We start from the raw sequence: 25,992 nt of genomic DNA, 5'->3' as shown, positions 1-25,992 counted from the left end.
ATCCTCGGATGCGTTTTTTTATTTCTTTAGATGAGGTGAACTTTAAGCAGACAGTTGCTGAATCAGTTGTTTGACCAGACTCGCTACTTGCTCAGGCTGCTCTAATGGGAACATATGCCCACCATCTACTACTGTAAATGGAATGCCAAATTTCTTTTGCACTTGCTGCGGAAATCTGCGCGCCAAAAATGGACCTTTCTTGGCAACCACCAGATGTACTGGTACTTTTGGTTTTGCCTGAGGTAACCACCATAGCGATGGATTGGTTCTAAAGATATTCACTTCATCCATTTTAGGAATAGTGAGTTCAACTCCACCTCGAACCGGATCATCCTTTAAAGCATAGTCAATATAAGCCTGGAAGCAATCTGCATCAAAATCCTGATAAAAGCCTTTTGGACGTAACAGTTCAGCTGCCTGTTCCCGAGACTCCCAATGATCACGACGGCGTTTCGACAAACCTGCAGGTGACATCTGGTCCAGTGCTTTTAAGCGAAAAGTTTTTGCAATATGCAACGCAAAGGCTTCTTTGCCCATGATCATCGGCGGATCAAGCATAATCATTTGCGAAAAAAGTTCCGGACGCTGTAAGGAGGCCTGAAAACTCAGGACTGAACCTAATGAATGCCCCAAACCAATTACCGGACGTCCATGAGATTGGCGCACAATACTGTCAATCACCTGCTGAGTCAGACTTTTCCAGTGATTATCAATCGGATAACGCTTATCAGGCCCTAATAACGGCACATAGATAATATCGTAATCATCTTGTAGTCCTTCAAACAGCTTTTGATAGACTTTAGATGGCACGCCATTGGCGTGCGCAAAATGAATCAATGGTTTCATTGTAAGGTCGTTTTATTTTCTGACTGAAGTTTCTGTGCCACTGAAGTTGCAATTCCTTCACCAATCGATGAACCCATACGACCCAGTACTGACTCAAATGGACTATATTCAATAGTGTAGTTCAGTGCTTTTTCAGTTTTTAGTTCACGCTTCAAAGTATTTAAACTGCCAATACGGTCTGCAATACCCAATTTCACCGCCTGTTCACCGGTCCAGAATAGACCTGAGAAAATAGCAGGATCAGTCGATTTTAATTTAGCTCCACGTCCCTGCTTTACAGCATTAATAAAGTGACCATGCACATTATCCAGCACACCTTGTACATGCGCTTTTTGCACAGGATCAACCGGCTGTGTCATGGACAGCAAAGCTTTATTTTCACCTGAAGTCATGGTGCGGTCTTCAACTCCAAGTTTTTGCAGCAGGTTATTCACACCATAGTTCGGCATGATCACACCAATTGAACCGACCAGACTCGATGGATTGACAATGATTTCATCTGCAGCGGATGCAATATAGTAAGCACCAGAAGCTCCGGTATCACCAATCACGGCATAGAGTTTTTTCTCAGAATGCTGTTTTTTCAGATACTGGATTTCCTGCCAGATTTCATCTGACTGGACTGGTGAACCACCCGGTGAATTAATATTTAAAACAACAGCCTTACTTTGCTTGTTTTCAAAGGCTTTTTTGAGTGATTTGATGGTATTGCTACTATTTACGCTTTGCTTGTCTGCGGCAATCGTGCCAATAATATCAACCACAGCAATGTGTGCACCTGCGCCTGCACTTGGATCAGAAGCACTCATGCTACAGCCTTTACCCAGCGCAAGAATGACAACCAGCAGATAAGCAAAGGTTAGAAATTTAAAGAAGATCCCCCAGCGACGTGCCCGTCGTTGCTCTTCTACTGAAGCTAAAACTGCTTTTTCCAGCAGTTTCCATTCTGGGCCAGTCGGTTTAACTGGTTGTTGCGTATTTTGTATTTGATTTTCAGGTTTTGGTGGCCAATCGGACATAAATAATCCAATAAATTAATTTATATTGAACCCATTATATACACCGAAAAGGGTAATTCTGTCTAAAGAAACCGTTTTCGCCTATAATAAGTGCTATTCTTTTTTATTTTATCAATATTACAACTCAATGACTGAACGCAGCTCAAAGAATTCAGCTTACGGTTTACTCAAATATATTAGCCGCCAACCGCTTTCAGTTTCCCGATGGATTGCGCGTATTCTTGCCTTAATCGTTAATATTTTTAAAGTTTCTAAAACTTCTGATGTAATTCGCCTGAACCTTGAGATCAGTTTGTCTGAACTGTCGACACAGGAAAGAGAACGGATTACCCGTGCCACGATTCGCAATGAACTGATGTCTTATTTCGAATTTTTCAGTATTTGGGGTTCGAGTAATCAGAAAAATATTGAGAGAGTGCATAAGGTTATAGGCGAAGATTTACTGCATGATGCCTTGGCACAAAATAAAGGTCTGGTACTAATTGTGCCGCACTTTGGCACTTGGGAAATCATGAATGCCTATGTTGCGCAATTCACTTCAATGACCATCATGTATAAGCCTGTAAAAAATCAGGCAGCGGATCAGTTTGTACGTGCAGCTCGTAGTCGCGAACAGGCCAATCTGGTGCCGACAGATGAGTCTGGTGTACGACAGATTTTCAAAGCCTTGAAGCAAGGTGGCACCACTGTCATTCTGCCGGATCATACACCCAACGTTGGCGGTGAATATATTCCTTACTTTGGTGTTCCTCTAGCTACCAGCAATCTGAGTGCCAAGCTGATCCAGAAAACTAAAGCTCGTGCCCTGTTCCTTTATGCCCTGCGTAATGAGGATGCTGGCTTTGATATTCATATCGAGGCCATAGATGAAAAAATTTATCAGGGAAATGCTAATCAAGGTACAGGCATCATCATCAACACGATTGAAAACCTGATTCAGCGTCATCCTGAACATTATCACTGGAGCTATAAACGCTTTAGAGCTCACGAAGATCTGGGAAATATTTATAAGCTTGATCATAACCAAGCTTTGTCCAAAGTGAACCAGTTAAAAACTTCTAATCTGGCTGCTGTTGAACCATCTCTAGAATCAGTCAGTTAGATTTTGTTTTTGTAACCATTTCCAGCGACTTCTTTCAGTTTCTAGAATGATTTGAGTTCCTTGCTGATGAAAATGCAGGCTGCCATGCTCTGCTGTAGTCAATAGAGGAATATCCAATTCTTTGAGACGCTGTTGAGTCAACTGACTTGGATGCCCGTAACGATTAAATTTTCCAGCAGACGCAATCGCCAGTTTAGGACGATAGTGCTGCAAGAATTGATAAGCTGAACTGTGCTGACTGCCATGATGGCCTAAGACCAAGACATCCACTTTTAAATCGGGGTAGTCTTTGAGTAACTGATATTCAGTCTGCCAACCTGCATCTCCCATCAGCAGAAAATTCTGATAAGGCCAGACATCTTTGAGCTGCAAATACACTACACAAGACAGGTCATTTTTATTGAAATTAGCAGTATTTAATTGTTCTAGTTTTGGTGCAATGACCTTAATCTGCACATCATTCTGCCATTGCCACCGCTGTCCCTGATAACATAATTGAAAGTTTGAAGAGGCTGCAGTTTCGGTCACTTCATTGGCATAGATATTCTTAATCTTGAGCTGGTCTTTAATGCTGTGATAAGCACCACTATGGTCCTGATCCAGATGCGTTAAAATCACCTGCTCCAGTTGAGAAACACCTTGTACCGACAGAAATGGCATGATTACCTGCTTCCCAATACTAAATTTTTCCTCATCATAATAACCGCTCATATCGATCATCATGTTATGAGTTCCATAACGAAAGAATATCGCCTGCCCTTGCCCGACGTCCAGCACCGAAAGCTGAAATGGCGGATGATTAAATTGAGGAACACAAACTGGTACCGCCGCGACAGCTATCCAGGATTTTGGTAATACGCCTCGTGGTAAGAATAAAATCAGCAAAGACAGAATACATAGCCCAATCATCCAGTGATTCATTGCAACTGGAATTAACTGCGGTTTAAACCAGTGATCCAGCAGATTTAAGAAGCCCAACAGGATATTCAGCAACAGATCATTAAGCTGAAATAGCATGCTTGAGACCGGTTCAGCGATAAAAAAGAGAATTGCTGCCAGAATATCGATCGGTACAATCAAAAGACCGATCCAGGGAATTGCGACCAAATTGCTGAACGGTGTGATCCAGGCAATCTGCTTAAAAAACAGCATCATTAAAGGAAATAAAGCGAGAAAGATTTTCCACTGTGATTCCACTAGCACTTTAGCTGCAAAATACAGTTTTTGTATTGCTGTCTGATTTTGCTCGGATGGTCGCTGTTGAATGGTCTGATAAATTCTGAGCAATACAAAACAGGCCCCATAGGATAGCCAGAAAGCCGCGGACAAGATACTAAAGGGATCAATGAATAACAGTAAGGCGGCGCTCAGAATCAGAAGTTTTAAAGCCTGCAGATTTTGTCGAAGCAGCATGAGGATGACACCAATCATACAGATCAGCAGAGTGCGGATTGCCGGGATTTCAAAACCCACAAAGGCACAGTACAGCACCACACAAAACAGAAAAGGTAAAGCCAGAAAATACTGGCGTGGCCATCTTAGATAAAGCTGAGGCATACTTCGTGCGACAAGTAGCCGAAGCATAGTACAGACCATCAGGGCAAAGATCAGCACATGTGGTCCGGAAATCGCCAGTAAGTGACTCATACCCATACGTCGAAATTGCTGTTCAGTTGCAGGATTTAAAAGGCTTTCATCTCCGGTGAGCAAAGCCAGAAGCAAACCTTTATTTTGTACAGGTTGTCGTGCTATGAACTCTCTTAATTGCAGCCGCTTCTTCTCTACCCAAAGTAGAAATTGCTGAGTTAAAGCTCTTTGCTCTCGAATAAACTGACTATACCCCAGTGTAGAAACAGTAGCTGAATCAAGTTGCTCTATCTGTTTGATCCGGAAACCTGCCATCATATTCTGTTGCAGTGCCCATTTTTCAGCATCAAAAGCACCGGGCGTTGCATAACTGTGATTAGGACGTACCTGCCCTTGCAGCCGGTAATAATGCCCCAGTTCAAGTGCATTATTTTCATGATTCGCTGATAGTTGTGAAGTATTCGATGAGGTTTTAGGTAGAAAACCCATCCAGGTTACGGTGCGTCCATCGAGGTTTAATACTTCCAAAGGCTGCTGGATGGATTGTTCACCGAGTTTATTCAAGCGTTTGACATAAACGATAATGTCTTTCTGCAGTACTTCATGCTCGACATTCAATAGCCGTTGGCTGAGCTGTTGATTGGCATAACCATATCCCAAAAATGTCCCGAGTAGAATACAGGTACTTACCAGCAATCCTTTATGTAAGGGCTTTTTCAGAACAGTATTGAGCTTGGAACTACAGAAATAAAAGAGCACAGCAAGAAATATCACTGAGATTGAATTCAACTCAATATTCAGAAAAGATTTTCCCATACTGGCAAGGCCTAAAATCCAGCCCAGACACAACCATTGCAACATGAAGATTTTCTTTTTTATTATTATTTTCAGGCAATAATAAAGCCCACCGAAGTGAGCTTCAATTAAAGAAGATTATTTCTGTAATTAGTCATTCATCCATAGACCATCACGCATATGTAGAATCCGGTCTGCCGAATGTGCCAATTGTTCATCATGGGTCACAATTAACATGGCCATATTGAATTCACTACGTAATTCAGTCAGCAACTCAAAGATTTTATCGGCTGTTTTACGGTCCAAGTTACCTGTTGGCTCATCTGCCATCATTAACTTCGGCTTGGTCACCACGGCACGAGCCAGTGCTACACGCTGACGCTCGCCCCCTGAAAGTTCGCCCGGTTGATGGGTTAAACGATGGGTTAATCCAACACGCTCCAGCAAGTATTCTGCCTGCTGTTTAGCCTCTTTAAACTTGACGTTTTTACGAAGCATTAAAGGCATCGCGACATTTTCTAGTGCAGTAAACTCTGGCAATAAATGGTGGAATTGATATACAAAGCCCAAATTTTCATTACGGACATAGCCGCGTTCTGCTTCAGATAAATTGTCAAAACGGCGGCCATTGACCATCACTTGTCCGGCAGAAGGACGATCCAATCCTCCCAGAATATGCAACAAGGTACTTTTACCGGAACCACTTGAACCGACAATAGAAACAAATTCCCCGGCCTTTACCTGCAATGAAATCCCTTTGATCACATCAACCGTAGATTTTCCATCTGTAAAAGATTTCTCGATATTTTGGGCATCCAGAACCAGATTACTCATAACGCAATGCCTCCGCCGGTTGAATTTTAGCAGCACGGAATGCTGGATAAATAGTGGCTAGGAAACTTAAGGCAAGTGACAGAACTACAATCACGACCACATCCTGCCAGCGCAGATAAGAAGGTAAATAGTTGATGAAGTAAGCATCAAACATATTCAGGCCAAGTGAATTGTTTAACCAGCCAATAAAACTACTAATACTGGTGGCGGCAATAATCCCGAGAATGGCACCCGCACAAGTTCCGATTACGCCGATCACAGTACCTTGAACCATAAAGATTCGGGTAATCGTGGCAGGTGAAGCACCCAAAGTACGTAAAATTGCGATGTCGGATTTTTTATCTGTGACCACCATTACCAGTGAAGACACGATATTAAATGCTGCGACCAGGACAATCAGGAATAATAATAAGCTGACCATTGCTTTTTCCATCTGAATTGCGCTGAACAGATTACCGTGGGTATAAGTCCAGTCAGAGGCATAGAAGTTACCCGGTAAATCACGCACAATTTCCTGAGAAACCTGAGGCGCTGCGAAAATGTCATCCAGCTTCATACGTACGCCTTGTGCACCATCTGGCAGACGTAACAAGGTTGAAGCATCGTTCAAGGCAATATAACCCATCATCGAATCAACTTCTGCACCAATGCTGAAGATCCCAACCACTTTAAAGCGTTTAAAACGTGGCACAACACCCGCTGGTGAAGGCGTCGCTTCAGGTAGAACCAAGGTAATATTATCGTTCAAGCCTACGCCCATGGCATCTGCCATCTGTTTGCCTAAAACAATCCCAAATTCACCTTTTTTCAGGTTATCAATACTACCCTCGACCATATGGTTCTGGATGATCGAAACTTTCTTCTCATACTTTGGTTCAATTCCGCTGACCATAATTCCGGCAACTTGCCCTTGAGCCGTGAGCATCCCCTGTAACTGGGTAAAAGGAGCCACACCTTGAACGTGTTCATGCCGCTCAATCTGCTTTGCAAGTTCAGGCCAATTTGTTAGAATTTGCGTCGAAGAAACAGTGGCTTGAGGAACCATCCCCAAGACGCGATTTTTCAACTCTCGGTCAAAACCATTCATGACAGACAAAACTGTAATGAGGACTGCTACACCGAGCGTGAGACCGATCATTGAGACCAATGCGATAAAAGAAATGAAGTGGTTACTACGCCGTGCGCGAGTATATTTCAACCCTATATACAGCGAGATTGGTTTGAACATAACCATCTAGTCCGAGGTAATAAATTATGGAAAATGTACAGCATCCAAACGGATTCACTGAAAGACGAGTCCTGTCTCGAATCGATGCTGCTTTACGAATCAATTATCAGATTATTTCCGATGATGTTGCCTTGAATGATCCTTACGATGCTAATTTCGTATTGCCCCGCTATTTTCTACTACTTGCAGAGCTAGATCAATTTGATCATGCTGTTAACTACGAATTAGAACAATTATCTGAAAAAGATCAACAAATTGCTCGAATCTTATCCTTATTCAACCAAAAATTAAACCTTATTACCGGTTCTTTGTATGACGCAATTGTACAAAGCATGTTACCTGTACCGGAACATGTGAACTTTTCAGAGACTGGTTTTAGCTTCTTTAGTGATCAGCCGATTAGTGAAGGAACCTATCTGCATGTGACTTTAAGTCACCCGGAAAACTTCTTCCACATCGCGGCAACCGCTCAGGTGGCCTACAGTCGTGCAGAAGAAAACGGGAAATATCGTACGGGTGCTTATTTCATTACCCTGCATCCTCAGGATCGCGTCAAACTGGGCGAATGTGTGAAAGCCAGCTTTGCTTAAGACTGGTATCTATCTTTTTATTAAAGGCGGGCTTTATAGCTCGCCTTAATTTCTTTAGCGAAATAAACCACTAAGCCAAACAATAAGATTACTACACCCACCAAAGCAATGAGCGGCAATTTTTCATTATTCAATAATACACCTACCAGCAAGGCCAGCATCGGTGTCAGAACGGTGGTTAAAGATAGAGTCGTCGGCTTAATCTTCTGTACCAGTTTGAAATAACAGAACATCGCAATCAGTGATGCCATAATTACCGCATATACCAGACCAAATAAGGACTTGGCATGTGGCATAGCAGTGGGTGCGTATTGCCAGATAAATGGCAACATACCCAGAGAAAAAACGACTGACAAACCAATCGAACCGGCCGCCTGTGCCATAGGATCAATTGGTGCATTGATTTTCTTCACCCAGAACATAGATACGCAATAAACTAATACACCAACCAGAGCGATCACGATTCCAATTGGCTGTATATGCTGATCTGCATCACCTAGACAGATCACCGAAAGTCCGATTAAAGCGATTCCCATTCCCAGCCATTGATTTAGCGAAAGTTGCATCTGAAAGACAAAACGCCCAATCAGACCTGAAATTAGGGGTGCCAAGCCGAACATTAAGGCAATGATGCCGGAACTTAAATAATCCGTAGACCAGTAAGTAAAAATTTGCGAGCCGATAAAACTGCATGCACCCGCCAAGTAACTATGCAGGGAAACACGATCAAGCGGTAATCTGGTTTTAAATAACCACAATAATCCTAAGGCCAGAGGCAAAGCCAAAAAGAAGCGGATCGCCAATGCCCACATCGGATGCAAATCTTCCACACTCCAGACAATCGCCAGTGGTGTGGTGGACCAGATGAAAACCAGCAAGGCATAGGTCAACATCAGGTTACTTTTTGGGGGCATACTTGATCTCGTTTTTTATTTAATCGCAGTTTTACGTTTCTGTTTTTGAATGGTTTGATCTAGAGAGCTGGAAAATTCACGTTTATCACGTTCAGAAATCGGCGGTGGGCCACCGGTTTGTACACCAGCCCCCCGCAAGGTATCCATAAAATCACGTAAATGTAGACGTGCTTTGACGTTAGCCACTGTATAGATTTCGCCACGCGGGTGAATCGCGATACCGCCCTTCTCGATGACTTGAGCAGCCAAAGGAATATCCTGCGTCACCACAATGTCATGCTCTTTCATACGATCAACAATTTCCTGATCTGCTGCATCTGCCCCGCTCATCACCTGAATAGAATTGATACGAATCGACGGTGTAATCCCTACCGGCTGATTAGCCACAAAAGTGACTTCAAGCTGATAACGATCGGAGGCACGGATAATCACATCTTTCAGAATACGAGGTAATGCATCTGCATCGACCCAAAGTTTGAATGGCAACACACAGCTTTCCATAAGGGAGAAATTTGGACTAGTGTAGCAAATCAGAGGATGCAGGTTGATGCCTAAAACTGCTCTTTCTCTGAATATCCTGGTATTTAAATACTCAACTCAACCGTATTAAATGAGTCAGCCACTCACAACTAGAAAAATATTTGACTTCACATGATTTGCATTTTAATTTTTAAATTCATTCGAGTGACTTGAAAAATCGTAATGACCCTCGATTAACTATAAATAAGTCATCCAAGATCAATTGTGCATATGAAAAAACAGAATAGCCCAGAGATCATCACTATTGATGATCAAAATTTCGGTAGTCATGTCGAACATTGGACCTTGCTTACTGAAAACCCAGGCACAGATGTTCCCCAGTGGTTAGGCAAAGCCCTTGACGCACCTGTAATGCCGATGGGCTTGTGTACACAAGAATGCGATATGGATGAAACCACCTGGCTGATTCAGGGACCGAGCAAAGCTGCGGTACAATTAAGCCAAGTGATTGCCGTAGAAAATAACAAGCCACAGGCTGTGAAAACCGCATTTCCGGGTTTTGACAGTCCCTACCAGGTGAAAGCCACGATTGACCGGATTATTTCTTGTAAATCCGACACCCAAGCTGTGTTGCGTCTCAATCTGGGTGCCAACAATATCATCTATGCCTTTGATACGCTGTACAGCGTCAACCGGTCGCATTATGAAAAAGACCAGTCTTATATCGTCAACTTAAATGCTTGGGCTTATGAACTGGAAGTGGTGACTGACCATGAACATTTAGTCGTGGATGATCCTGCCTCTATCAAACATCACCGTGCCCTGAATGCAATTCTTGCGGAAAATAATGGTGTTGCACCGGATAATTTACAGGAACAGATCGATGCTTGGGAGCCGAAATCTGAAGAAGACAAAGAACCGGTAACGGTTGATTTCTCCAAAATGGTCGCTTATCTCTATGGTGAGACCATGGGTCAGGAAGATGAAGCCTGGTTCCAGGGCAATATTGTCGGTAAAACTTCAATGCAATTTATGGATCAGGACTACATGCTCTATGATGTTACCCTGATTCATGATGAAGGCCAGCCGGCTACCTTGATCCGTGTAGCCACCCGCAATGACAAGCATAAAGATTTCCAGATTGGTCAATATATTCGGGGCAATCTGTGGATTCAGGCCAATATCTATCGAAAAGCAGCTTAAGCTGAATATCCAGATCGGAGGCTCATATTTTTATATGAGTCTCCTGTTTTTTATTTATTTTAGTGCGATATTCTCTCAATTCTGATTATTTTTTATCCACAATTGAAATCAGAATTAATGGATTTTGAATTTATTAAAAATAGATTTATCCACAGATTTAAATTCAAATAAATTCATTTTCAATGTTATCTTAAACTGAATAATCATATTAAAACATTATAAAAATAATGACTTAATATAATAGTTCTATTTTTATGAATATATTGAGGCCAGTTATTTAAATAAAATTAATACTTTATGAAGTTTAGTTAAGAATGTACTTTATTTAATCAATTTTTTATGGTAAAAATACGATCAACAAATAATCATTTACGATAAATAGATCGGATAATAAATATCTATGAAAATCGTTCAAGAAGAAAATTTACAGCAGGTTGAGCATCATCTTGGCTCGCGTTATCAGCTTGATATGATGTCATGCCTATTTTTCGTATTGGGTATGCTCATTTGCGGCTATATCTTACATAACTTTGTTTTTTAACCCGAATTAAATGATAAAAAAACCCGGCCAATTGCCGGGTTTTTTAATTCTCAGGAATTAAGCATTGCGTTTAGCAAAGTCATCCATGAAGTTTACCAATGCCTGTACACCTTCTAACGGTACGGCATTGTAAATGCTGGCACGCATACCGCCTACTGAACGGTGGCCGGCAAGGTTAAGCAAATGGTTTTCTTTTGCTTCTTGCAGGAACTGTTTTTCAAGTTCAGGATTTGCCAAGGTAAATGGAACGTTCATGATTGAACGGTTTTCTTTGGCAATCGGATTTGCATAGAAGTCGCTAGAATCGATATAGCCATAAAGCAATTCAGCTTTTTGCAGGTTCACTTTATGAATCGCGTCTACACCGCCCTGTTCCAGTAACCATTCAAATACCAGACCAGATAGATACCATGCATAAGTTGATGGTGTGTTGACCATCGAACCATTTTTCGCTTGATCTGCATATTTCAGGATGCTTGGAATTTCAGGTTTAGCCTGATCAAGCAGATCTTCACGGATAATAACCAGTGTTAAACCTGCAGGGCCAATATTCTTTTGCGCACCGGCATAGATCAGACCGAATTTAGAAACATCAATCGGTGCAGACAGAATGCTTGAAGAGAAATCACATACGAGTGGCTTATCAGTTTCTGGCACATGGGCAAATTGCAGACCGCCAATAGTTTCGTTATCTGCATAATGCACATAAGCGGCATCATCAGAAAGATTCCATGTGCTTTGATCAGCAATCGCTAATTTACCATCTTCAGTTTTAATGCCTGCTTCAACCACATTGATATCGCCATAGCGTTTAGCTTCTTTCAATGCTTTTTCAGACCAGATACCGGTACGGATATAGTCAGCTTTGTTGTTTTTACCCAGCAAGTTCAATGGAATTGCCGAGAATTGCAAAGATGCACCACCCTGCAAGAACAGTACTTTATAGTTCTCAGGAATATTCATGAGTTTGCGAAGGTCTGCTTCTGCCTTTTCCGCAACTGCAACATAGTCTGCACTACGGTGGCTCATTTCCATGATCGAAAGACCTTTGCCCTGCCAGTCAAGCATTTCAGCTTGAGCCTTTTCAAGTACGGCAGTAGGTAATGCAGCAGGACCAGCACAGAAGTTGTACGCGCGCATGATTTTTCCTTTCAGAGTGAAACACAATAAAATGATGGCATTTAACCATATCTGGACGCCGCTTGCACAAAATTATTTCTATCCAAGAATGAAGATAGAGTCAAAAAACCAATCTAGATTCGAGGGATAATTTGAATATCTTTGATTTTTTTGTTCTAACTCGGTGATTTCATTTATGAGAAATTGTACAGCTAAAAATATTCAATCTCATCCAATGCTTAGAAGATGTTGAATCGGCCGCTAATATAAAATAATTGAAAAATGAATTTAAACTCGGCTCAAGTTTTAGAGTGACATAGAACTATCAGCTTGAAACTTGAGAAGTGAATTGTTTCAAATTACAACAATACTACAACTTAACCCATTCCTGCACTGCAAGCACTTGATTTATAATGCAGCTTAGACTGAATTAATGTGACTTTTACATTACCACTTTATGAATATGAAGAAAAATAAACAATGTGTCTGCTGGGGTCTGACTGTGCTTGCATCTATGATGTATGGCAGTTTTGCTTATGCACAAAGCATCAGCTTTAAGGATGCAGAACAACAATTGTTGCAACGTTCCTATAGTAGCCAGGCTTTTCAAAGTCTGGAGCAAGCGTCAAAACTTGAAGCAGAAGCTGTCAAAGGTATTGGCCTACCTCGTGTTGACCTGAATGTTCGTGCCTATGCCTTTCATAGTGAAGTCGATATTCCATTAAAGCAGTTTAAAAATAATCTGGAAAATTCACTCTCTCAAGGCGTGAATGGCCGGCTTAATGAGTGGGAAGCCAGTAATGGTGTGGATCTACCTGCAGGTATTACTGATCCACTGCGTGAAGGACTTAACAATACTATTCATAGCGGAGTTGGTCTGATTCCGGATACGTCTAATGTCGTCCTTGAAGATCAGGTGATTCGTCCCACTGTTTCCGTGATGATGCCACTATATACCGGAGGCCTCACCCGTAGCGCCAAAGAAATTGCCAATATTCAGTCAGGACGTAGCGAACTTAGCAATCAGCAGCAACAGGACACGCAGCGTTTTGAACTGATTCAGTCTTACTTTAATGTTCAACTACAAAAACAGTTACTGGATGCAGCACTCTTTAATTCAAATGCCATGCAACAACATTATCGTAATGCTCTGAAGCTGGAACAGCAGGGTTTTATCAGTAAAGGTCAACGCATGCAGTTCGAAGTGGCACGCAACAATGCTGAACGCGCACAACAAAATGCCCAAGCCAATCTGAATGCTGCCCTATTTCAGCTAAATAATCTGTTGCTGGATAGCAATATCACCGAGCTAAGCACACCTTTATTTGTGAATCGTGCTGAACCCCAAAATGTGAATATTCTGCTCAGCAGTTTTAGTCAGAACTCTCCTCTGATCAAAAAAATGCAGATGGATACCGAGCTGGCCAAAGCCAATGTCAAAGCCCAGCAGGCCGCTAAAAAGCCAAATGTTTTTGCGTTTGGTGAATATAGCCTGGATCAACATCAAAACTGGATTGTGGGTGTAGCTGCACGCTATAACCTGTTCTCAGGCATTGATAAAAATAAAAATATTCAGGCTGCTGAGCTGAAACGCTATGCCGCTGAACTCATGACGGCGCGTACCCAACAGGAGATTGAAAACCTGATTTATAAATCATTTAGTGAAGCAGTCAGCGCCCAGCAAAGTGATGCTCTACTTCAGCAGAATCTGAAAGCAGCTCAGGAAAATCTGCGTATTCAGGAGTTATCCTTTAAGGAAGATGTCGGGACAGCCACTCAGGTCATCGATGCCCAAAACATGCTCAGCAGTTTAAAGGCAGAAATGGCATTAAACGCTTATAAATATGTAATATCTCTCGCGACCTTATTACAGAGTCATGGCTCAATTGTTGAATTTCCAAATTACATGCAACATGCCAATACCCACTATATTCGTTAATGGAGCCAGACATGACAGATGAGCAAAAGCCAGAACATCCTGTTGATGAAACGGCTTCAGAAATCAATTACAGTGAATCAGAGCCAGATAATCCTGAAAGCACAGAAAAAAAATCGCGCAAAAAATATCTGCTTTTAGCTTTAATTCCAGTGATTCTTGCTTTGATTGGGTTTGGCCTATGGAAAACCTATCAACCCAAAGAAATCGAGCTACAAGGCCGGGTTGAGGCAGAAACCGTTCAAGTGGCCACCAAAGTTCCAAGCCGGATTGAAAAGATTTATGTACAGGAAGGCGATAACGTCAAGAAAGGCCAGGCGCTGGTAAAATTGCATAGTCCTGAAATTGAGGCGAAAAAGCAGCAGGCCTTAGCTACTTTACAGTCTGCATTAGCACTTCAGTCCACCGCAGAACGTGGTTCTCAGGAAGAAAATATCGCTTCTCTGTATGCCAACTGGCAGTCACTAAAAGCACAGGAGCAACTCGCTAAAACTTCCTATCAACGTGGAGCTAACCTGTTTAAGGAGGGTGTCATTTCCCGCCAGCGCCGAGATGAACTGTTTGCAGCTTCACAATCTGCATCCCAAATGACCGAAGCTGCTTATCAGCAATATGCCCGGGCTAAACGCGGCAGTACACCAGAACAGAAAAGTTCTGCAGATGCTCAGGTCGATATAGCCCGTGCAGCAGTCGCCGAAGCCAATGCACTAGAAGCAGAAACTGAATTATTGGCACCGATTGATGGTACCGTCTCCAAAACCTATGGAAATGCCACTGAGCTGGTGGCAACCGCAGTGCCAGTGGTCAGCCTGATCTCGGCAGAACGCTGGATTAGCCTGAATATTCGTGAAGACCAATATGCCGCTTTAGGTAAACAGCAACAGCTTGAAGGGTTTATTCCGGCACTGAATCAATCAGCTACTTTTAAAGTAAAAAATATTAGTGCTGAAGGTGAATTTGCCACCATTAAAACCACGCGCCAAACCGGTGGTTATGATGTCCGCAGTTTTAAAGTTCATCTTGTGCCAGTCACTGAAATGCCTGAGTTAAAAGTCGGCATGAGCGTGCTGTTTAAATTGAAAGAGCCAAAATAAATGGCTTCTGGATTCTGGGCGGGTATTCAGCGTGAAATACGCTATTTATGCAGAGAGAAATGTGATCTGACTCTGGTTCTGCTCGCCCCAGCCTGTATTCTGATTTTACTTGGCAGCATGTTTGCCAAAGGCAAACCGGATCATCTACCAGTCGCCATTATTGATCAGGATCAAAGTAGCCTGAGCAGCAAGATTTATGATCATTTATCTTTGAATCATACCCTACAAGTGCATACCATTTCTGATCAAACGGTCGAAATCGAAAAGCTATTAAACGAAAATAAAATCTGGGGCTATATTCATATTCCTGCCGGAGCCGAGCAACGACTGGTCAAAGCTCAGGATGCTGAAATTAGTATTGCTTTTAATCAGAGTTATTTTAGTATCGGGAATACCATTTCTTCGGCTATGCTACTTAGCACCTTGCAGGCTCTGGCTGAATTTACCGGCAAGCAGTATCTGGGCAACACGCTCCCCTATCTGGAAGCACCTACACCGAATATTAAAATTTCCCCACTGTATAATCCGCAGCTGAATTATGAATTTTATCTGGAACCTTACATGGTGCCGGCAATTTTGCACTTGCTGTTATGTTGCTGTGTGGCTTTTGCTGTGGGTCAGGAAATTAAACGACATACTGTTAGTCATTGGATTGCCCAACAAAACTTGTGGTCGGCACTGCTGTCTAAAAATCTGGTTTATGTAGCAATATTTTGTTGCTGGACCTGGGCTTGGATGTTTTGGCTGGTCGAAATTCGCGGCTGGTTTATTGCCGGGTCATTATGGCCAATTCTTCTGGCGCAAATACTGTTCTATAGTGCCTATGCCTTTATCAGTAGTGCGGTGGTTCTGGCCACTCAAGACCTGACCAAATCTTTTGGTCTACTAGCAGTTTATGGTGGTTCATCGCTCAGTTTTGCTGGGGTGACTTTGCCCCTTAATAATGCCCCACTATTCACCCAGTTCTGGGCCAATATTATTCCCTATACACCCTATGCCAAATTACAGACGGAGCAATGGGTGATTGGCAGTCCGCTCTCTCTTTCACTGCAACCGATGTTCGTGCTCGTCATTTATGTCGTGCTTTATGCTGTGCTGGCCTATGTCTTTCTCAAAAAAACAGCCAAAGGAGTGTCACCATGAAATCACTCTGGAAAGCTTATTGCCAAACTTTTAAAGACATTATTAGCAATACCAGTATTTTTACCACGCTGATTTTATCGGTTCTGTTTTACAGTTTTTTTTATCCGACCGCATATAAGGCAGAACAGGCAGAAGCCTTGCCGATTATTATTGTCGATGAAGAGCAAAGTGCTTTAACCAATACTATTATCAGTCATGTCAGCCAAAGCCCGAATATAGAGATTAAGGCGGTGACTGGAAATTTTGCTGAAGCTAAATATTGGGTGGAAACTCAAAAAGCTGACGGGATTTTATTATTACCAGATAATCTTTCTCAATCTATCCTGCATGGTGAAAATGGCGGGATTGGACTGTACTTAAGTGCTGCTAACTTTTTAATTACCAAACAGATTGGTTTAGGCTTGGTCTCTTCAGTAGAAAATACCTTAAGTGAATATGCTGAACGCTTTAGCGAGATTTCACACTTCTCTCCTGCCCTATCCATTCACCAGATTCCATTATTTAATACGCTTTCTGGCTATGGCAGCTATGTGTTTCCGGCTGTTGCGCCATTGATTATTCATCAGACTATTTTTCTAGGCCTGAGTATGTTAATTGCGTTGTATCGAGAAAGTAGACAGGTGATTAATCTGACCACCTTAAGTGGCATCAGTTTGGCGATTCTGACCATTGGCTGTCTGGGCTGTTATTACCTGTTTGGTTTTACTTTCTGGTATTTTGATTATCCCCGTGGTGGAAATTTCTGGGGCATGCTGCTTGCTGTACCTGTCTTTGTATTCTGCATGATCGGTATCACAGTGCTGTTCGCCAGTTTTCTGGACATGCCAGAACGCGCCGGCCATATCATTGTTTTTACTTCGATTCCGCTCTTTATGCTTTCAGGAGTCGCCTGGCCGCATGCTGCCATGCCAGTCTGGGTCCAACTTATTGGGCAAGCCTTACCTTCGACCCAAATCGTGCAGATGTTTATTCAACTCAATCAGATGGGTGTGCCCACTTATATGATTCTAGGAAAGCTTGCTTATCTATTGGTGATCGGCATCATCTGTATGGTCTTAGGCTATTATCGGCTACGCCCACGTTCTTAAATCTGGATTTACTCAGGCTATTCGCATTGAAAATTATTCACCAAATACCTGAATATTAAAGTTGCGGATTTTAGTACTGCCATTCGGCTGGTCAAAACTCACATCATACTGAACCAGATTTTTTGGATAGACAATTTCATAGCTGACCTTGTATTCACTCGGTTTACCGTTATTTTCCTCGAAGTTCTTTCTCATGATAGTCTTGGACTTATATTCACCTTGCGGAATTGAACGTGAAAAACGCTTCATGATTTTTTCATTATTTTGAAACTCTGCCTGTAACTTCGGTTCAAGCTGAGCTAAAAACTCGTCATATTTTCCATCACGCAGATCTTCATAAGCTACTTGCGCAGCCTTTTCCTGTTCAGGGCTTGGATCAGGCATACTATCCATTGCATTATTACAGCCACTAAGTGCAATAGCTGCGGTCAAAAGCATCAATCTGGTTTTCATTATCTATCTCTCATTTAGCCGATGTGTAAAAAAGGACGCCGAAGCGCCCTTTTTCATCAGTAGCAGAACTTATTCCTCTACTGTATTGTCATCATCTTTTTCAGCTTCTTGTGTATCAGTTACATCATCAGCTGCAGATTCAGTATTTTCAATATCTTCCAATATTTCCAACTCATCTTCAACTGCTTCAATCGCTTCTACACCCACCAGTTTTTCGTCTTCAGCCAGACGGATCAGACGAACACCTTGTGCATTACGACCAGTCTGTGCCACTTCAGAAGCACGGGTACGAACCAGTGTACCGCCATCAGAAATCAGCATCAGTTCTTTAGATGCGTCAATCGCAACTGCACCGACCAGCTCACCGTTACGTTCTGAGGTCTTGATTGCAATCACACCCTTACCGCCACGTTTCTTGGTTGGGAAGTCATCTACCGGGGTACGTTTACCATAACCATTTGCAGAAGCACACAGCACTTCACCGGTTTCAGGTACAACCACTAGAGATACGATACGACTAATGAAGTTAGCTTCAGTTGTATCTTCATCATCAGATTCAACATCTGCATCTTCTGCATCTTCAACCTGAGAAGCACCGATGGTCACGCGCATACCGCGTACACCTTTGGCTGAACGACCCATTGAACGTACGTCAGTCTCTGCGAAACGAATTGCTTTACCTTCGTTCGAGAACAACATAATTTGTTGTTCACCGTCAGTAATCGCAACACCAATTAAGGTGTCATCGCCATTCAGTTCAATCGCACGTAAACCGTTTGAACGAACATTTGAGAACTGTTCCAGTTCTACACGTTTAATCGTACCGTACTCAGTCGCCATAAACACATAGAAGTTCTTACGAACAGCTTCGGCTTGCTGTGCAAAGTCATTGATGATGTCAGCATCAAGATCAGTGGTTGAAAGTGCTAAACCAAGCTCTTTCAATTGAACACGCAGTGCATCAGAAATATCATCTGCACCATCTTCAGATTCAGCAAGAGCAGCTTCTAGTGCCGCAAAGTGACTATTGATCACTTCATTGGTTTGCAGCTGGGCAGCATTGGTCTTCACAAATGCCTTGAAGTCAGCCAGACGTTCTTTGAATTTCTTCGGTGCATCAATCACTGGCAAGATAGCAGTAATGGTTTCGTTGTCATCCAGCGGCAACAAGTTCACCATTGGGCGACCTTTGGCACCACGCGAAGCTTGTGGCACCTCATAAACTTTCAGGCGATAAACCTTACCGACATTGGTGAAGCAAAGTACCGTAGCATGGTTCGATGTTACAACCATGTGCTGGATGTAATCGTCTTCTTTCATGCTGGTTGCAGACTTACCACGACCGCCACGACGTTGCGCAGCATAGTCAGATAATGGTTGAGTTTTCGCATAACCAGTTTTTGAAACCGTAAGAACCATTTGTTCTTCAGGAATCAGGTCTTCACGAGAGAAGTCGATACGAGACTCAACGATATCTGTTTTACGCGCATCGCCATATTGCTGAAGAATCAATGCCAGCTCTTCTTTAATCACGTTCATCAATAAGTTGAAGTCATTTAAGATGGCTGTGTATTCAGCAATTTGACCTAAGATTTCAGAATATTCAGCTTGAAGTTTATCCTGCTCAAGACCAGTTAAGCGATGGAGACGTAGTTCCATGATCGCGTTAACTTGAGTCGGAGATAAACGATACACATCGCCATCAATACCAAACGGGCGGTTTGGATCTTCGCCTTCAATTTCATCAGGACGTACAGAAACAGCACCCGCTTTTTCGAGCAAGGCTGCTACACCGCCTGCTGCCCACTCACCTGCTTGCAAACGCTCACGCGCTTCAGCCGGGTTGGCAGAAGTTTTGATGGTTTCGATGATGGCATCAATATTTGCCAGAGCAACGGTTAAACCTTCTAAAATATGACCACGTTCACGTGCTTTGCGCAGTTCGTACATAGTACGACGTGTCACGACTTCTTGACGGTGACGAATAAACGCAGCGATGATGTCTTTCAGATTCATCAATTTCGGCTGGCCATTGTCCAAGCAAACCATGTTAATGCTGAAAGAATTTTCTAACTGTGTATTCTGGAACAGGTTATTGACGATGACTTCAGCATTTTCACCACGCTTCAGGTCAATCGCAATACGCATCCCTTCCTTGTCCGATTCATCACGAAGTTCAGAAATGCCTTCAAGTTTTTTCTCTTTGACCAGCTCGGCGATACGTTCAATCGTTTTCGCTTTGTTGACCTGATAAGGAATTTCTGTGAAGACAATCGTAGTACGGCCAGATTTGGCATCTTCTTCAAAGTGATATTTACCACGAATATGCAAACGGCCTTTACCAGTACGATAGGCATCCACGATACCTGATTTACCGTAAATAATACCGCCCGTTGGGAAATCTGGACCGGAAATGTATTCCATCAAACCTTCGATGCTGATATTTGGATTATCTGCATAAGCCAGACACGCATTCACTACTTCAGTCATGTTGTGTGGCGCCATATTGGTCGCCATACCGACTGCAATACCAGCCGCACCATTCACCAACAGGTTCGGAATACGAGTTGGCATGACTTGCGGAATACGCTCAGAACCGTCGTAGTTATCTTCCCAGTCAACTGTATCTTTTTCCAGATCAGCCAATAACTCATGGGTCAGCTTACGCATACGAACTTCGGTATAACGCATTGCCGCAGCGCTATCGCCGTCGATTGAACCAAAGTTCCCTTGACCATCAACCAGTTGGTAGCGCAGACTAAAGTCCTGAGCCATACGGACAATGGTTTCATAAACAGCAAAATCACCATGTGGGTGATATTTACCGATGACATCACCTACAACACGGGCAGACTTCTTGTAAGCTTTGTTGTAGTCATTGCCCAATTCGTGCATTGCGAAAAGCACACGACGATGAACAGGTTTTAGACCATCTCGTACATCCGGCAAGGCACGTGACACAATCACGCTCATTGCATAGTCTAAATACGAGTGCTTGAGTTCATCCTCAATGGCAATCGGTCTAATTTCCGATACGCTCATGCATACTCCTTATTCTACAAGCCAGATTTGGCTTGCATTTATATGTCGTAAATCCAGCTATAAATCGGCTCAAAAAAAAGCTGAACCAATATTAAAATTTAGTCGTACAGTATAGCATAATCTAGGCTAAATTTACCTGTTTCAGCCCCAACTATCCACAGGATTTTTAGTAGAAATTTTAATCACTTCACAATATTTTGATATTAAAAAACCTCTGCTTGCAGAGGTTCATTTTTTTCTTTAAAAAAGCAAGTCACTTAAATATGAAGTTTAGAATCTATATCGGACAAATCATCTTCAGCTATGACCTGACTAGTTGATTTTGTCACAGCACAATCTTGCTTCATTAATGGATAAGCGACCAGGAATAAGCCGATAATAAGCGGAAATTCGTATAGTTCTTCCATCAAATCTTTATAGATAAAATCTGTAAAAATAAAATGAATAAAAAACCGATTATGTTCAATGCCATCAGACATCAGCAAGCCAATGAAAGCTAATATGAGTGCCCAAATTGGAAGTGATACATGCTTAAACTTATAAGCAATTTCTTGACGCAAAGGTGCTAAAAACAGCATAAACACCACGGGTGCAATCACAAGAACCGAAATACCACGGAAATAGATTTTTGGCACTTCCGGGAAATAGTCACGTCCCCAGCTGGTACTTCTACCAAACAGCATAATCCACCATGCAACTGACCAGAGCCAAAATTGTTTTTGACCTTTACTTAATTCAAATGGACGGATATAGAAAAAACTAAATACGGCAAAACCAAACAACATTAATGCTTGAATTGACTCAACTGCTGTAACCGTCATACCGCCTAACAAAGGAAGGTGCAGGCTCGGGAGAAAAGGGAAAATCAATCAGCAGATCATCATTACCAAAATACTGACTGGTAACTGAAAATCAAATTTCACGGACACTCCGCCAAATGGCAAGCTTAATAAAAGTTTAATATTAACACAAAATATACAATAACCAAAATTTCGAGTCAGAAATGGACGACTTGTTAGTTAGATTAATTATTTAGATTTAAAAAAAGAAAAACGCTCCTAAAGGAGCGTTTTTTTGAAACTGATTCAGAAATTAGATTTTAGAAACCAATTCAGGAATTACAGTGTTCAGGTCACCTACTAACCAGTAGTCTGCTACTGCATTAATTGGAGCTTCTTCATCTTTGTTGATCGCAACAATCACTTTAGATTCTTTCATACCTGCCAAGTGCTGGATCGCACCAGAGATACCTACAGCGATGTACAGGTCAGGTGCAACGATCTTACCAGTTTGACCAACCTGCATATCGTTAGGAACGAAACCAGCATCAACTGCAGCACGTGAAGCACCTTGAGCAGCGCCAAGTTTGTCAGCTAGTGGATCAAGGATTTTGTGGTAGTTCTCACCAGAACCTACACCACGACCACCAGAAACGACGATACGAGCAGCTGTCAATTCAGGACGTTCAGATTTAACGATTTCTTCATTAATGAACTTAGAAATACCAGCATCACCAGTAGAAGCAGCAGCTTCAACCGCAGCAGAACCACCTTCAGCAGCAACCGCATCAAATGCAGTACCACGAACAGTTGCAACGATTACTGATTCAGAAGATTCAACAGTTGCAATCGCGTTACCTGCATAGATCGGACGCTTGAATGTATTTGCAGAATCAACAGCGATGATGTCTGTGATCATGCTGACATCAAGAAGTGCAGCAGCGCGTGGCAGAATGTTTTTGCCAGTAGTAGTAGAAGCAGCAAGGATATGGCTATAGCCTTTACCTAATTCTGCAACCAGTTTCGCTACATTTTCAGCCAATTGGTTTGCATAAGCAGCGTCGTCAGCAAGTAAAACTTTGCTTACGCCCGCAACTTTAGCTGCCTGATCAGCAACTGCTTGAGCGCCAGAACCAGCAACCAATACAGTGATATCACCACCGATTTTTTGCGCCGCAGCAACAACGTTTAAAGTAGCAGCGTTAAGTGCTTTGTTGTCGTGCTCAGCGATTACTAAAATACTCATGATTTTTATCCTTCTGTATTAGATCACTTTCGCTTCGTTTTTCAATTTTTCTACAAGTTCGTCTACAGACTTCACTTGTACGCCAGCTTTACGCTCTGCAGGAGATTCAACTTTTACTGTTTTCAGTTTAGTTGTAGTAGTTACACCGAAATCTGCAGGTGACTTGGTATCAAGCGGTTTTTTACGCGCTTTCATGATGTTTGGAAGAGCTGCATAACGTGGCTCATTCAAACGCAAGTCAGTAGTTACGATCGCTGGAAGTGATAATTCAACAGTTTGTAGACCACCGTCGATTTCACGAGTCACTTGTACTTTGTCGCCTTCAACTTTAACTTCTGAAGCGAATGTACCTTGACCTGCACCTAAAAGTGCACCAAGCATCTGACCAACCTGGTTAGAGTCGTCATCAATTGCTTGTTTACCAAGAAGGATCAATTGAGGTTGTTCAGCTTCAACAACGCCTTTTAGAATTTTAGCAACTTCTAGCGCACCTAGCTGGCTGTCATCAGCTTCAACCAGAATACCGCGGTCAGCACCAAGCGCCATTGCAGAACGGATTTGTTCTTGAGCTTCTTTAGGACCAATAGAAACAACAACGATTTCTGAAACAGTTCCTTTTTCTTTTAAACGAACCGCTTCTTCCACCGCGATTTCACAGAATGGGTTAATTGACATTTTAACGTTTGTTAAGTCAACACCACTGTTGTCCGGCTTAACGCGAACCTTAACGTTGGCATCAACCACACGTTTTACAGCAACAAGAGCCTTCATGTAATCCTCGGCTGTTTTAGCAAATGTAAATGTTGAGAAAAGTTATAATAACTCTTCACTTAAATTTTTTTAGGTGCCCTATCTTGCAATGTGCACGGCATTTCGGTCAAGTCACAATTCAGCAAAGAGCTGTAAAAATGCGTAATTTTCCTTGAACGATGCGTTCACAATTAATCCGTATCGATTTATTACAATGAATTTTATCAATATTTAATAAAATTTAACCTTTGATTTTTATTATGTTTTTATTTGATGAAACACATCAGAACTTTTGATTTTTGCTTATTAAATGCACAAATCCGTCCTAAAATTTGTGGAAAATGACTTATATTTAAAAATGACCGCTTTGGTCAGTTTGGACATAATAGAGAATTGTTCATCATTTATTCTGCATATCTGCTCAATTTACTCCGCTTTATTTTGTTGGCAGGTCTAAAAATCGGGTTGTCATCAATCTATAAATATAAAAAAAGCATACTGGGAGCAGTATGCTTTTTTAAAATACGCCATTGCTTAATTAATAATTAACCAGCTTGCAGCAAGGGCAAGTAAACCGCCTGAGGTGCCATCAACCCATTTCTGTTTACGCTCATCAATTTGTGTATTGCGGGTAATTCTGCTGAACAGAATGCTGAGAGCACAATAAACAATGAAAATCATGCCGATAAAAATAAAAGAGAGAATTAAGCCTTGGCTTACAGTATTTCCGCTTTTATCGATAAACTGCGGCAAGATCGCAAAATAGATCAGCATGCCTTTAGGATTGAGTAAGGCCGTAAAGAAGCCTTTTTTCACTGGATTAGCAGTGGTCTTTTTCTCAATTTTCATTGAGTTTTTACTAAATACTGATTTCAACAGGCTACAAGCCAGATAGAGCAAATAAGCAATACCCAGCCAGCGAATCGCTTCAAACAATACCGGAAAAGACACGATAATCGCTGCGATTCCTATTGCTACCAAAATGGAATGTACCAGATAACCTGAACAAATCCCGATAGTTGCCATCATGCCTGCTTTTGCATCTTTACCCATCACTTGAGACAGGATAAACAGCATATCTGGTCCAGGTGTAAAAATCAGGGGGAGCACGGTCAGTGCAAAAAGTGCAAATACAGACATTTCCTTTTTCCTTTGAATCTTCGGAAAGTGAAATTAGTATCTGCGAATTTTTACAAAATAGGCTTTCAATTTATTTTATAATAAGTATTATTTTTCGAATTATATTCTAATTTATGAGAACATCTTCCAAGTCTGTGCGAGTAAAACTTGATCGTATTGATAAAAGTATCATTCAGCACCTGCAAGCCAATGGTCGTATTCAGAACAACGATCTGGCACGTGAAATTGGACTATCCCCTTCTTCCTGTCTGCGTCGGGTGAAATTGCTTGAAGATGCGGGCGTGATCCAAAATTACACCACCATCGTGGATTCACAGAAAATCGGTTTTCAACTGATTCTGTTTTCACGGATCTGGCTGGTCGGTCAGGATGCAGAAACCATTGATACTTTTATCGAGGCGATGAAAGAGCTGCCTCAGGTGATGGAGTGCTATATCATTCTGGGTGAATGTGATGCGATGTTAAAAGTTGTGGTGCCTGATCTGGAAAGTTACCGTAAATTCCAGTCCACACATTTGACCAAGAAAAATGGCATTACCAGTGTCAAAACAGATTTACCCAGCCAGATTATCAAGCAAAGTTTTCAGTTACCCTTGGATGACTTATAAAATATTTTAGCAATAAAAAAGGATGACCTTAGTCATCCTTCATGTTCATTAAACTTGCAGAAAGTCACGATGCACATGACTCAGTTCAATCAGTTCATAAGACTTCAGATCGAAAATATTCCAAATTTCGAGCGCATCTTCTTTTAGGTCAACAGCTTTACTGGCTCGCTGCGTGGTCTGCCATTGCAGATCAGAAATCCATAGATAATACTGGCCTGTTTCAGGATTATAAGCCTGCATTTTTCCTTCTGCATTAATCCCTTGCACGATTGCTCCTTCAGGGAGAACGGCTTCAATAGTGGGCAAGCTAATCTCAACAAAATGTTTAATCTGGCGTAAACCATAACCCGCAAACATATCTTTTTGGGCTGGGCTTAACTGCGCATGCTTTTGTTGTATATCCGGGATAATTGCTGTGTCCATAAAAATTCCAGTATCGAGATCGCTGATTTTCT

General features: G+C 42.0%; 23 protein-coding genes. 8 read left to right on the top strand and 15 right to left on the bottom strand.

The window, feature by feature from the left end:
* Positions 1-42: 42 nt before the first annotated feature.
* A complete protein-coding gene (locus tag FTU72_RS01000) occupies positions 43-846 on the bottom strand; it encodes an alpha/beta fold hydrolase (protein WP_179992668.1) in 804 nt (267 codons plus the stop codon).
* Positions 843-1,865: a signal peptide peptidase SppA gene (sppA, locus tag FTU72_RS00995; RefSeq protein WP_180052282.1), complete on the bottom strand. Its 1,023-nt coding sequence runs from the start codon at positions 1,863-1,865 to the stop codon at positions 843-845. The genes FTU72_RS01000 and sppA overlap by 4 nt, the downstream gene beginning before the upstream one ends.
* A gap of 127 nt (positions 1,866-1,992) precedes the next feature.
* Between sppA and FTU72_RS00990 the strand changes: the two genes are divergently transcribed.
* Complete coding sequence (locus FTU72_RS00990) at positions 1,993-2,967, top strand: lysophospholipid acyltransferase family protein (RefSeq protein ID WP_180052283.1); 975 nt, start codon at positions 1,993-1,995, stop codon at positions 2,965-2,967.
* Here the strand turns inward: FTU72_RS00990 and FTU72_RS00985 are convergent.
* The 3 genes from FTU72_RS00985 to FTU72_RS00975 form a co-directional block, all read right to left on the bottom strand.
* Positions 2,956-5,415: a DNA internalization-related competence protein ComEC/Rec2 gene (locus FTU72_RS00985; protein ID WP_180052284.1), complete on the bottom strand. Its 2,460-nt coding sequence runs from the start codon at positions 5,413-5,415 to the stop codon at positions 2,956-2,958. The genes FTU72_RS00990 and FTU72_RS00985 overlap by 12 nt on opposite strands.
* A gap of 84 nt (positions 5,416-5,499) precedes the next feature.
* The gene (gene lolD / locus FTU72_RS00980) at positions 5,500-6,183 is read right to left on the bottom strand and encodes a lipoprotein-releasing ABC transporter ATP-binding protein LolD (protein ID WP_159124049.1); all 684 of its coding nucleotides are present in this window, start codon (positions 6,181-6,183) and stop codon (positions 5,500-5,502) included.
* On the bottom strand, positions 6,176-7,411 hold the full coding sequence (locus tag FTU72_RS00975) for a lipoprotein-releasing ABC transporter permease subunit (RefSeq protein ID WP_179992665.1): 1,236 nt from the start codon (positions 7,409-7,411) through the stop codon (positions 6,176-6,178). The genes lolD and FTU72_RS00975 overlap by 8 nt, the downstream gene beginning before the upstream one ends.
* Before the next feature lie 26 nt (positions 7,412-7,437).
* Between FTU72_RS00975 and FTU72_RS00970 the strand changes: the two genes are divergently transcribed.
* Positions 7,438-8,001, top strand: a complete 564-nt coding sequence (locus FTU72_RS00970) for a PilZ domain-containing protein (RefSeq protein WP_159124050.1) — start codon at positions 7,438-7,440, stop codon at positions 7,999-8,001.
* 20 nt (positions 8,002-8,021) lie between these two features.
* On the opposite strand, the gene FTU72_RS00965 is transcribed toward FTU72_RS00970, so the two are convergent.
* Positions 8,022-8,915 (bottom strand): DMT family transporter, encoded by an 894-nt coding sequence (locus FTU72_RS00965; RefSeq protein WP_159124051.1) that lies wholly within the window; start codon positions 8,913-8,915, stop codon positions 8,022-8,024.
* 15 nt (positions 8,916-8,930) lie between these two features.
* Positions 8,931-9,416: a YaiI/YqxD family protein gene (locus FTU72_RS00960; RefSeq protein ID WP_159124052.1), complete on the bottom strand. Its 486-nt coding sequence runs from the start codon at positions 9,414-9,416 to the stop codon at positions 8,931-8,933.
* Positions 9,417-9,665: 249 nt separating this feature from the next.
* Between FTU72_RS00960 and FTU72_RS00955 the strand changes: the two genes are divergently transcribed.
* Positions 9,666-10,598, top strand: coding sequence for a hypothetical protein (locus tag FTU72_RS00955; RefSeq protein WP_159124053.1), 933 nt, complete (start codon positions 9,666-9,668; stop codon positions 10,596-10,598).
* Positions 10,599-11,196: 598 nt separating this feature from the next.
* Here FTU72_RS00955 and serC read toward each other — a convergent pair.
* The gene (gene serC, locus FTU72_RS00950) at positions 11,197-12,279 is read right to left on the bottom strand and encodes a 3-phosphoserine/phosphohydroxythreonine transaminase (protein WP_166137710.1); all 1,083 of its coding nucleotides are present in this window, start codon (positions 12,277-12,279) and stop codon (positions 11,197-11,199) included.
* 436 nt (positions 12,280-12,715) lie between these two features.
* On the opposite strand from serC, the gene FTU72_RS00945 reads away from it, so the two are divergent.
* The 4 genes from FTU72_RS00945 to FTU72_RS00930 are packed head-to-tail and all read left to right on the top strand — an operon-like array spanning position 12,716 to position 17,519.
* Complete coding sequence (locus tag FTU72_RS00945) at positions 12,716-14,197, top strand: TolC family protein (protein ID WP_180010668.1); 1,482 nt, start codon at positions 12,716-12,718, stop codon at positions 14,195-14,197.
* A gap of 11 nt (positions 14,198-14,208) precedes the next feature.
* Positions 14,209-15,288 carry an HlyD family secretion protein gene (locus FTU72_RS00940; protein ID WP_179992663.1) on the top strand — a complete coding sequence of 360 codons (1,080 nt, stop codon included), beginning with the start codon at positions 14,209-14,211 and terminating at the stop codon, positions 15,286-15,288.
* Complete coding sequence (locus FTU72_RS00935; protein ID WP_125278445.1) at positions 15,289-16,431, top strand: ABC transporter permease; 1,143 nt, start codon at positions 15,289-15,291, stop codon at positions 16,429-16,431. It abuts the gene before it with no gap.
* Complete coding sequence (locus FTU72_RS00930) at positions 16,428-17,519, top strand: ABC transporter permease (RefSeq protein ID WP_179992662.1); 1,092 nt, start codon at positions 16,428-16,430, stop codon at positions 17,517-17,519. Before FTU72_RS00935 ends, FTU72_RS00930 begins: the two co-directional genes overlap by 4 nt.
* A 33-nt stretch (positions 17,520-17,552) precedes the next feature.
* Here FTU72_RS00930 and FTU72_RS00925 read toward each other — a convergent pair whose 3' ends face one another.
* The 6 genes from FTU72_RS00925 to FTU72_RS00900 form a co-directional block, all read right to left on the bottom strand.
* Complete coding sequence (locus tag FTU72_RS00925; RefSeq protein ID WP_125278447.1) at positions 17,553-17,972, bottom strand: DUF3887 domain-containing protein; 420 nt, start codon at positions 17,970-17,972, stop codon at positions 17,553-17,555.
* Between the two features lie 69 nt (positions 17,973-18,041).
* The gene (gene gyrA, locus FTU72_RS00920; protein ID WP_179992661.1) at positions 18,042-21,014 is read right to left on the bottom strand and encodes a DNA gyrase subunit A; all 2,973 of its coding nucleotides are present in this window, start codon (positions 21,012-21,014) and stop codon (positions 18,042-18,044) included.
* Positions 21,015-21,271: 257 nt separating this feature from the next.
* Complete coding sequence (locus FTU72_RS00915) at positions 21,272-21,883, bottom strand: hypothetical protein (protein ID WP_373685596.1); 612 nt, start codon at positions 21,881-21,883, stop codon at positions 21,272-21,274.
* A gap of 223 nt (positions 21,884-22,106) precedes the next feature.
* Positions 22,107-23,039, bottom strand: coding sequence for an electron transfer flavoprotein subunit alpha/FixB family protein (locus FTU72_RS00910; RefSeq protein ID WP_125278450.1), 933 nt, complete (start codon positions 23,037-23,039; stop codon positions 22,107-22,109).
* A gap of 18 nt (positions 23,040-23,057) precedes the next feature.
* Positions 23,058-23,810: an electron transfer flavoprotein subunit beta/FixA family protein gene (locus FTU72_RS00905; RefSeq protein ID WP_159124425.1), complete on the bottom strand. Its 753-nt coding sequence runs from the start codon at positions 23,808-23,810 to the stop codon at positions 23,058-23,060.
* Positions 23,811-24,323: 513 nt separating this feature from the next.
* Positions 24,324-24,929 carry a LysE family translocator gene (locus FTU72_RS00900; RefSeq protein ID WP_180016992.1) on the bottom strand — a complete coding sequence of 202 codons (606 nt, stop codon included), beginning with the start codon at positions 24,927-24,929 and terminating at the stop codon, positions 24,324-24,326.
* 113 nt (positions 24,930-25,042) lie between these two features.
* On the opposite strand from FTU72_RS00900, the gene FTU72_RS00895 reads away from it, so the two are divergent.
* Positions 25,043-25,537, top strand: a complete 495-nt coding sequence (locus FTU72_RS00895; protein WP_180052285.1) for an Lrp/AsnC family transcriptional regulator — start codon at positions 25,043-25,045, stop codon at positions 25,535-25,537.
* 48 nt (positions 25,538-25,585) lie between these two features.
* On the opposite strand, the gene FTU72_RS00890 is transcribed toward FTU72_RS00895, so the two are convergent.
* Complete coding sequence (locus tag FTU72_RS00890; protein WP_159124423.1) at positions 25,586-25,960, bottom strand: hypothetical protein; 375 nt, start codon at positions 25,958-25,960, stop codon at positions 25,586-25,588.
* Positions 25,961-25,992: the final 32 nt, after the last annotated feature.

It is taken from the genome of Acinetobacter sp. YH12137 (assembly GCF_013418535.1).
Taxonomy (GTDB): domain Bacteria; phylum Pseudomonadota; class Gammaproteobacteria; order Pseudomonadales; family Moraxellaceae; genus Acinetobacter.
Note: the sequence above shows the minus strand (reverse complement) of the source record. Positions and strands in the feature narration are given on the sequence as shown.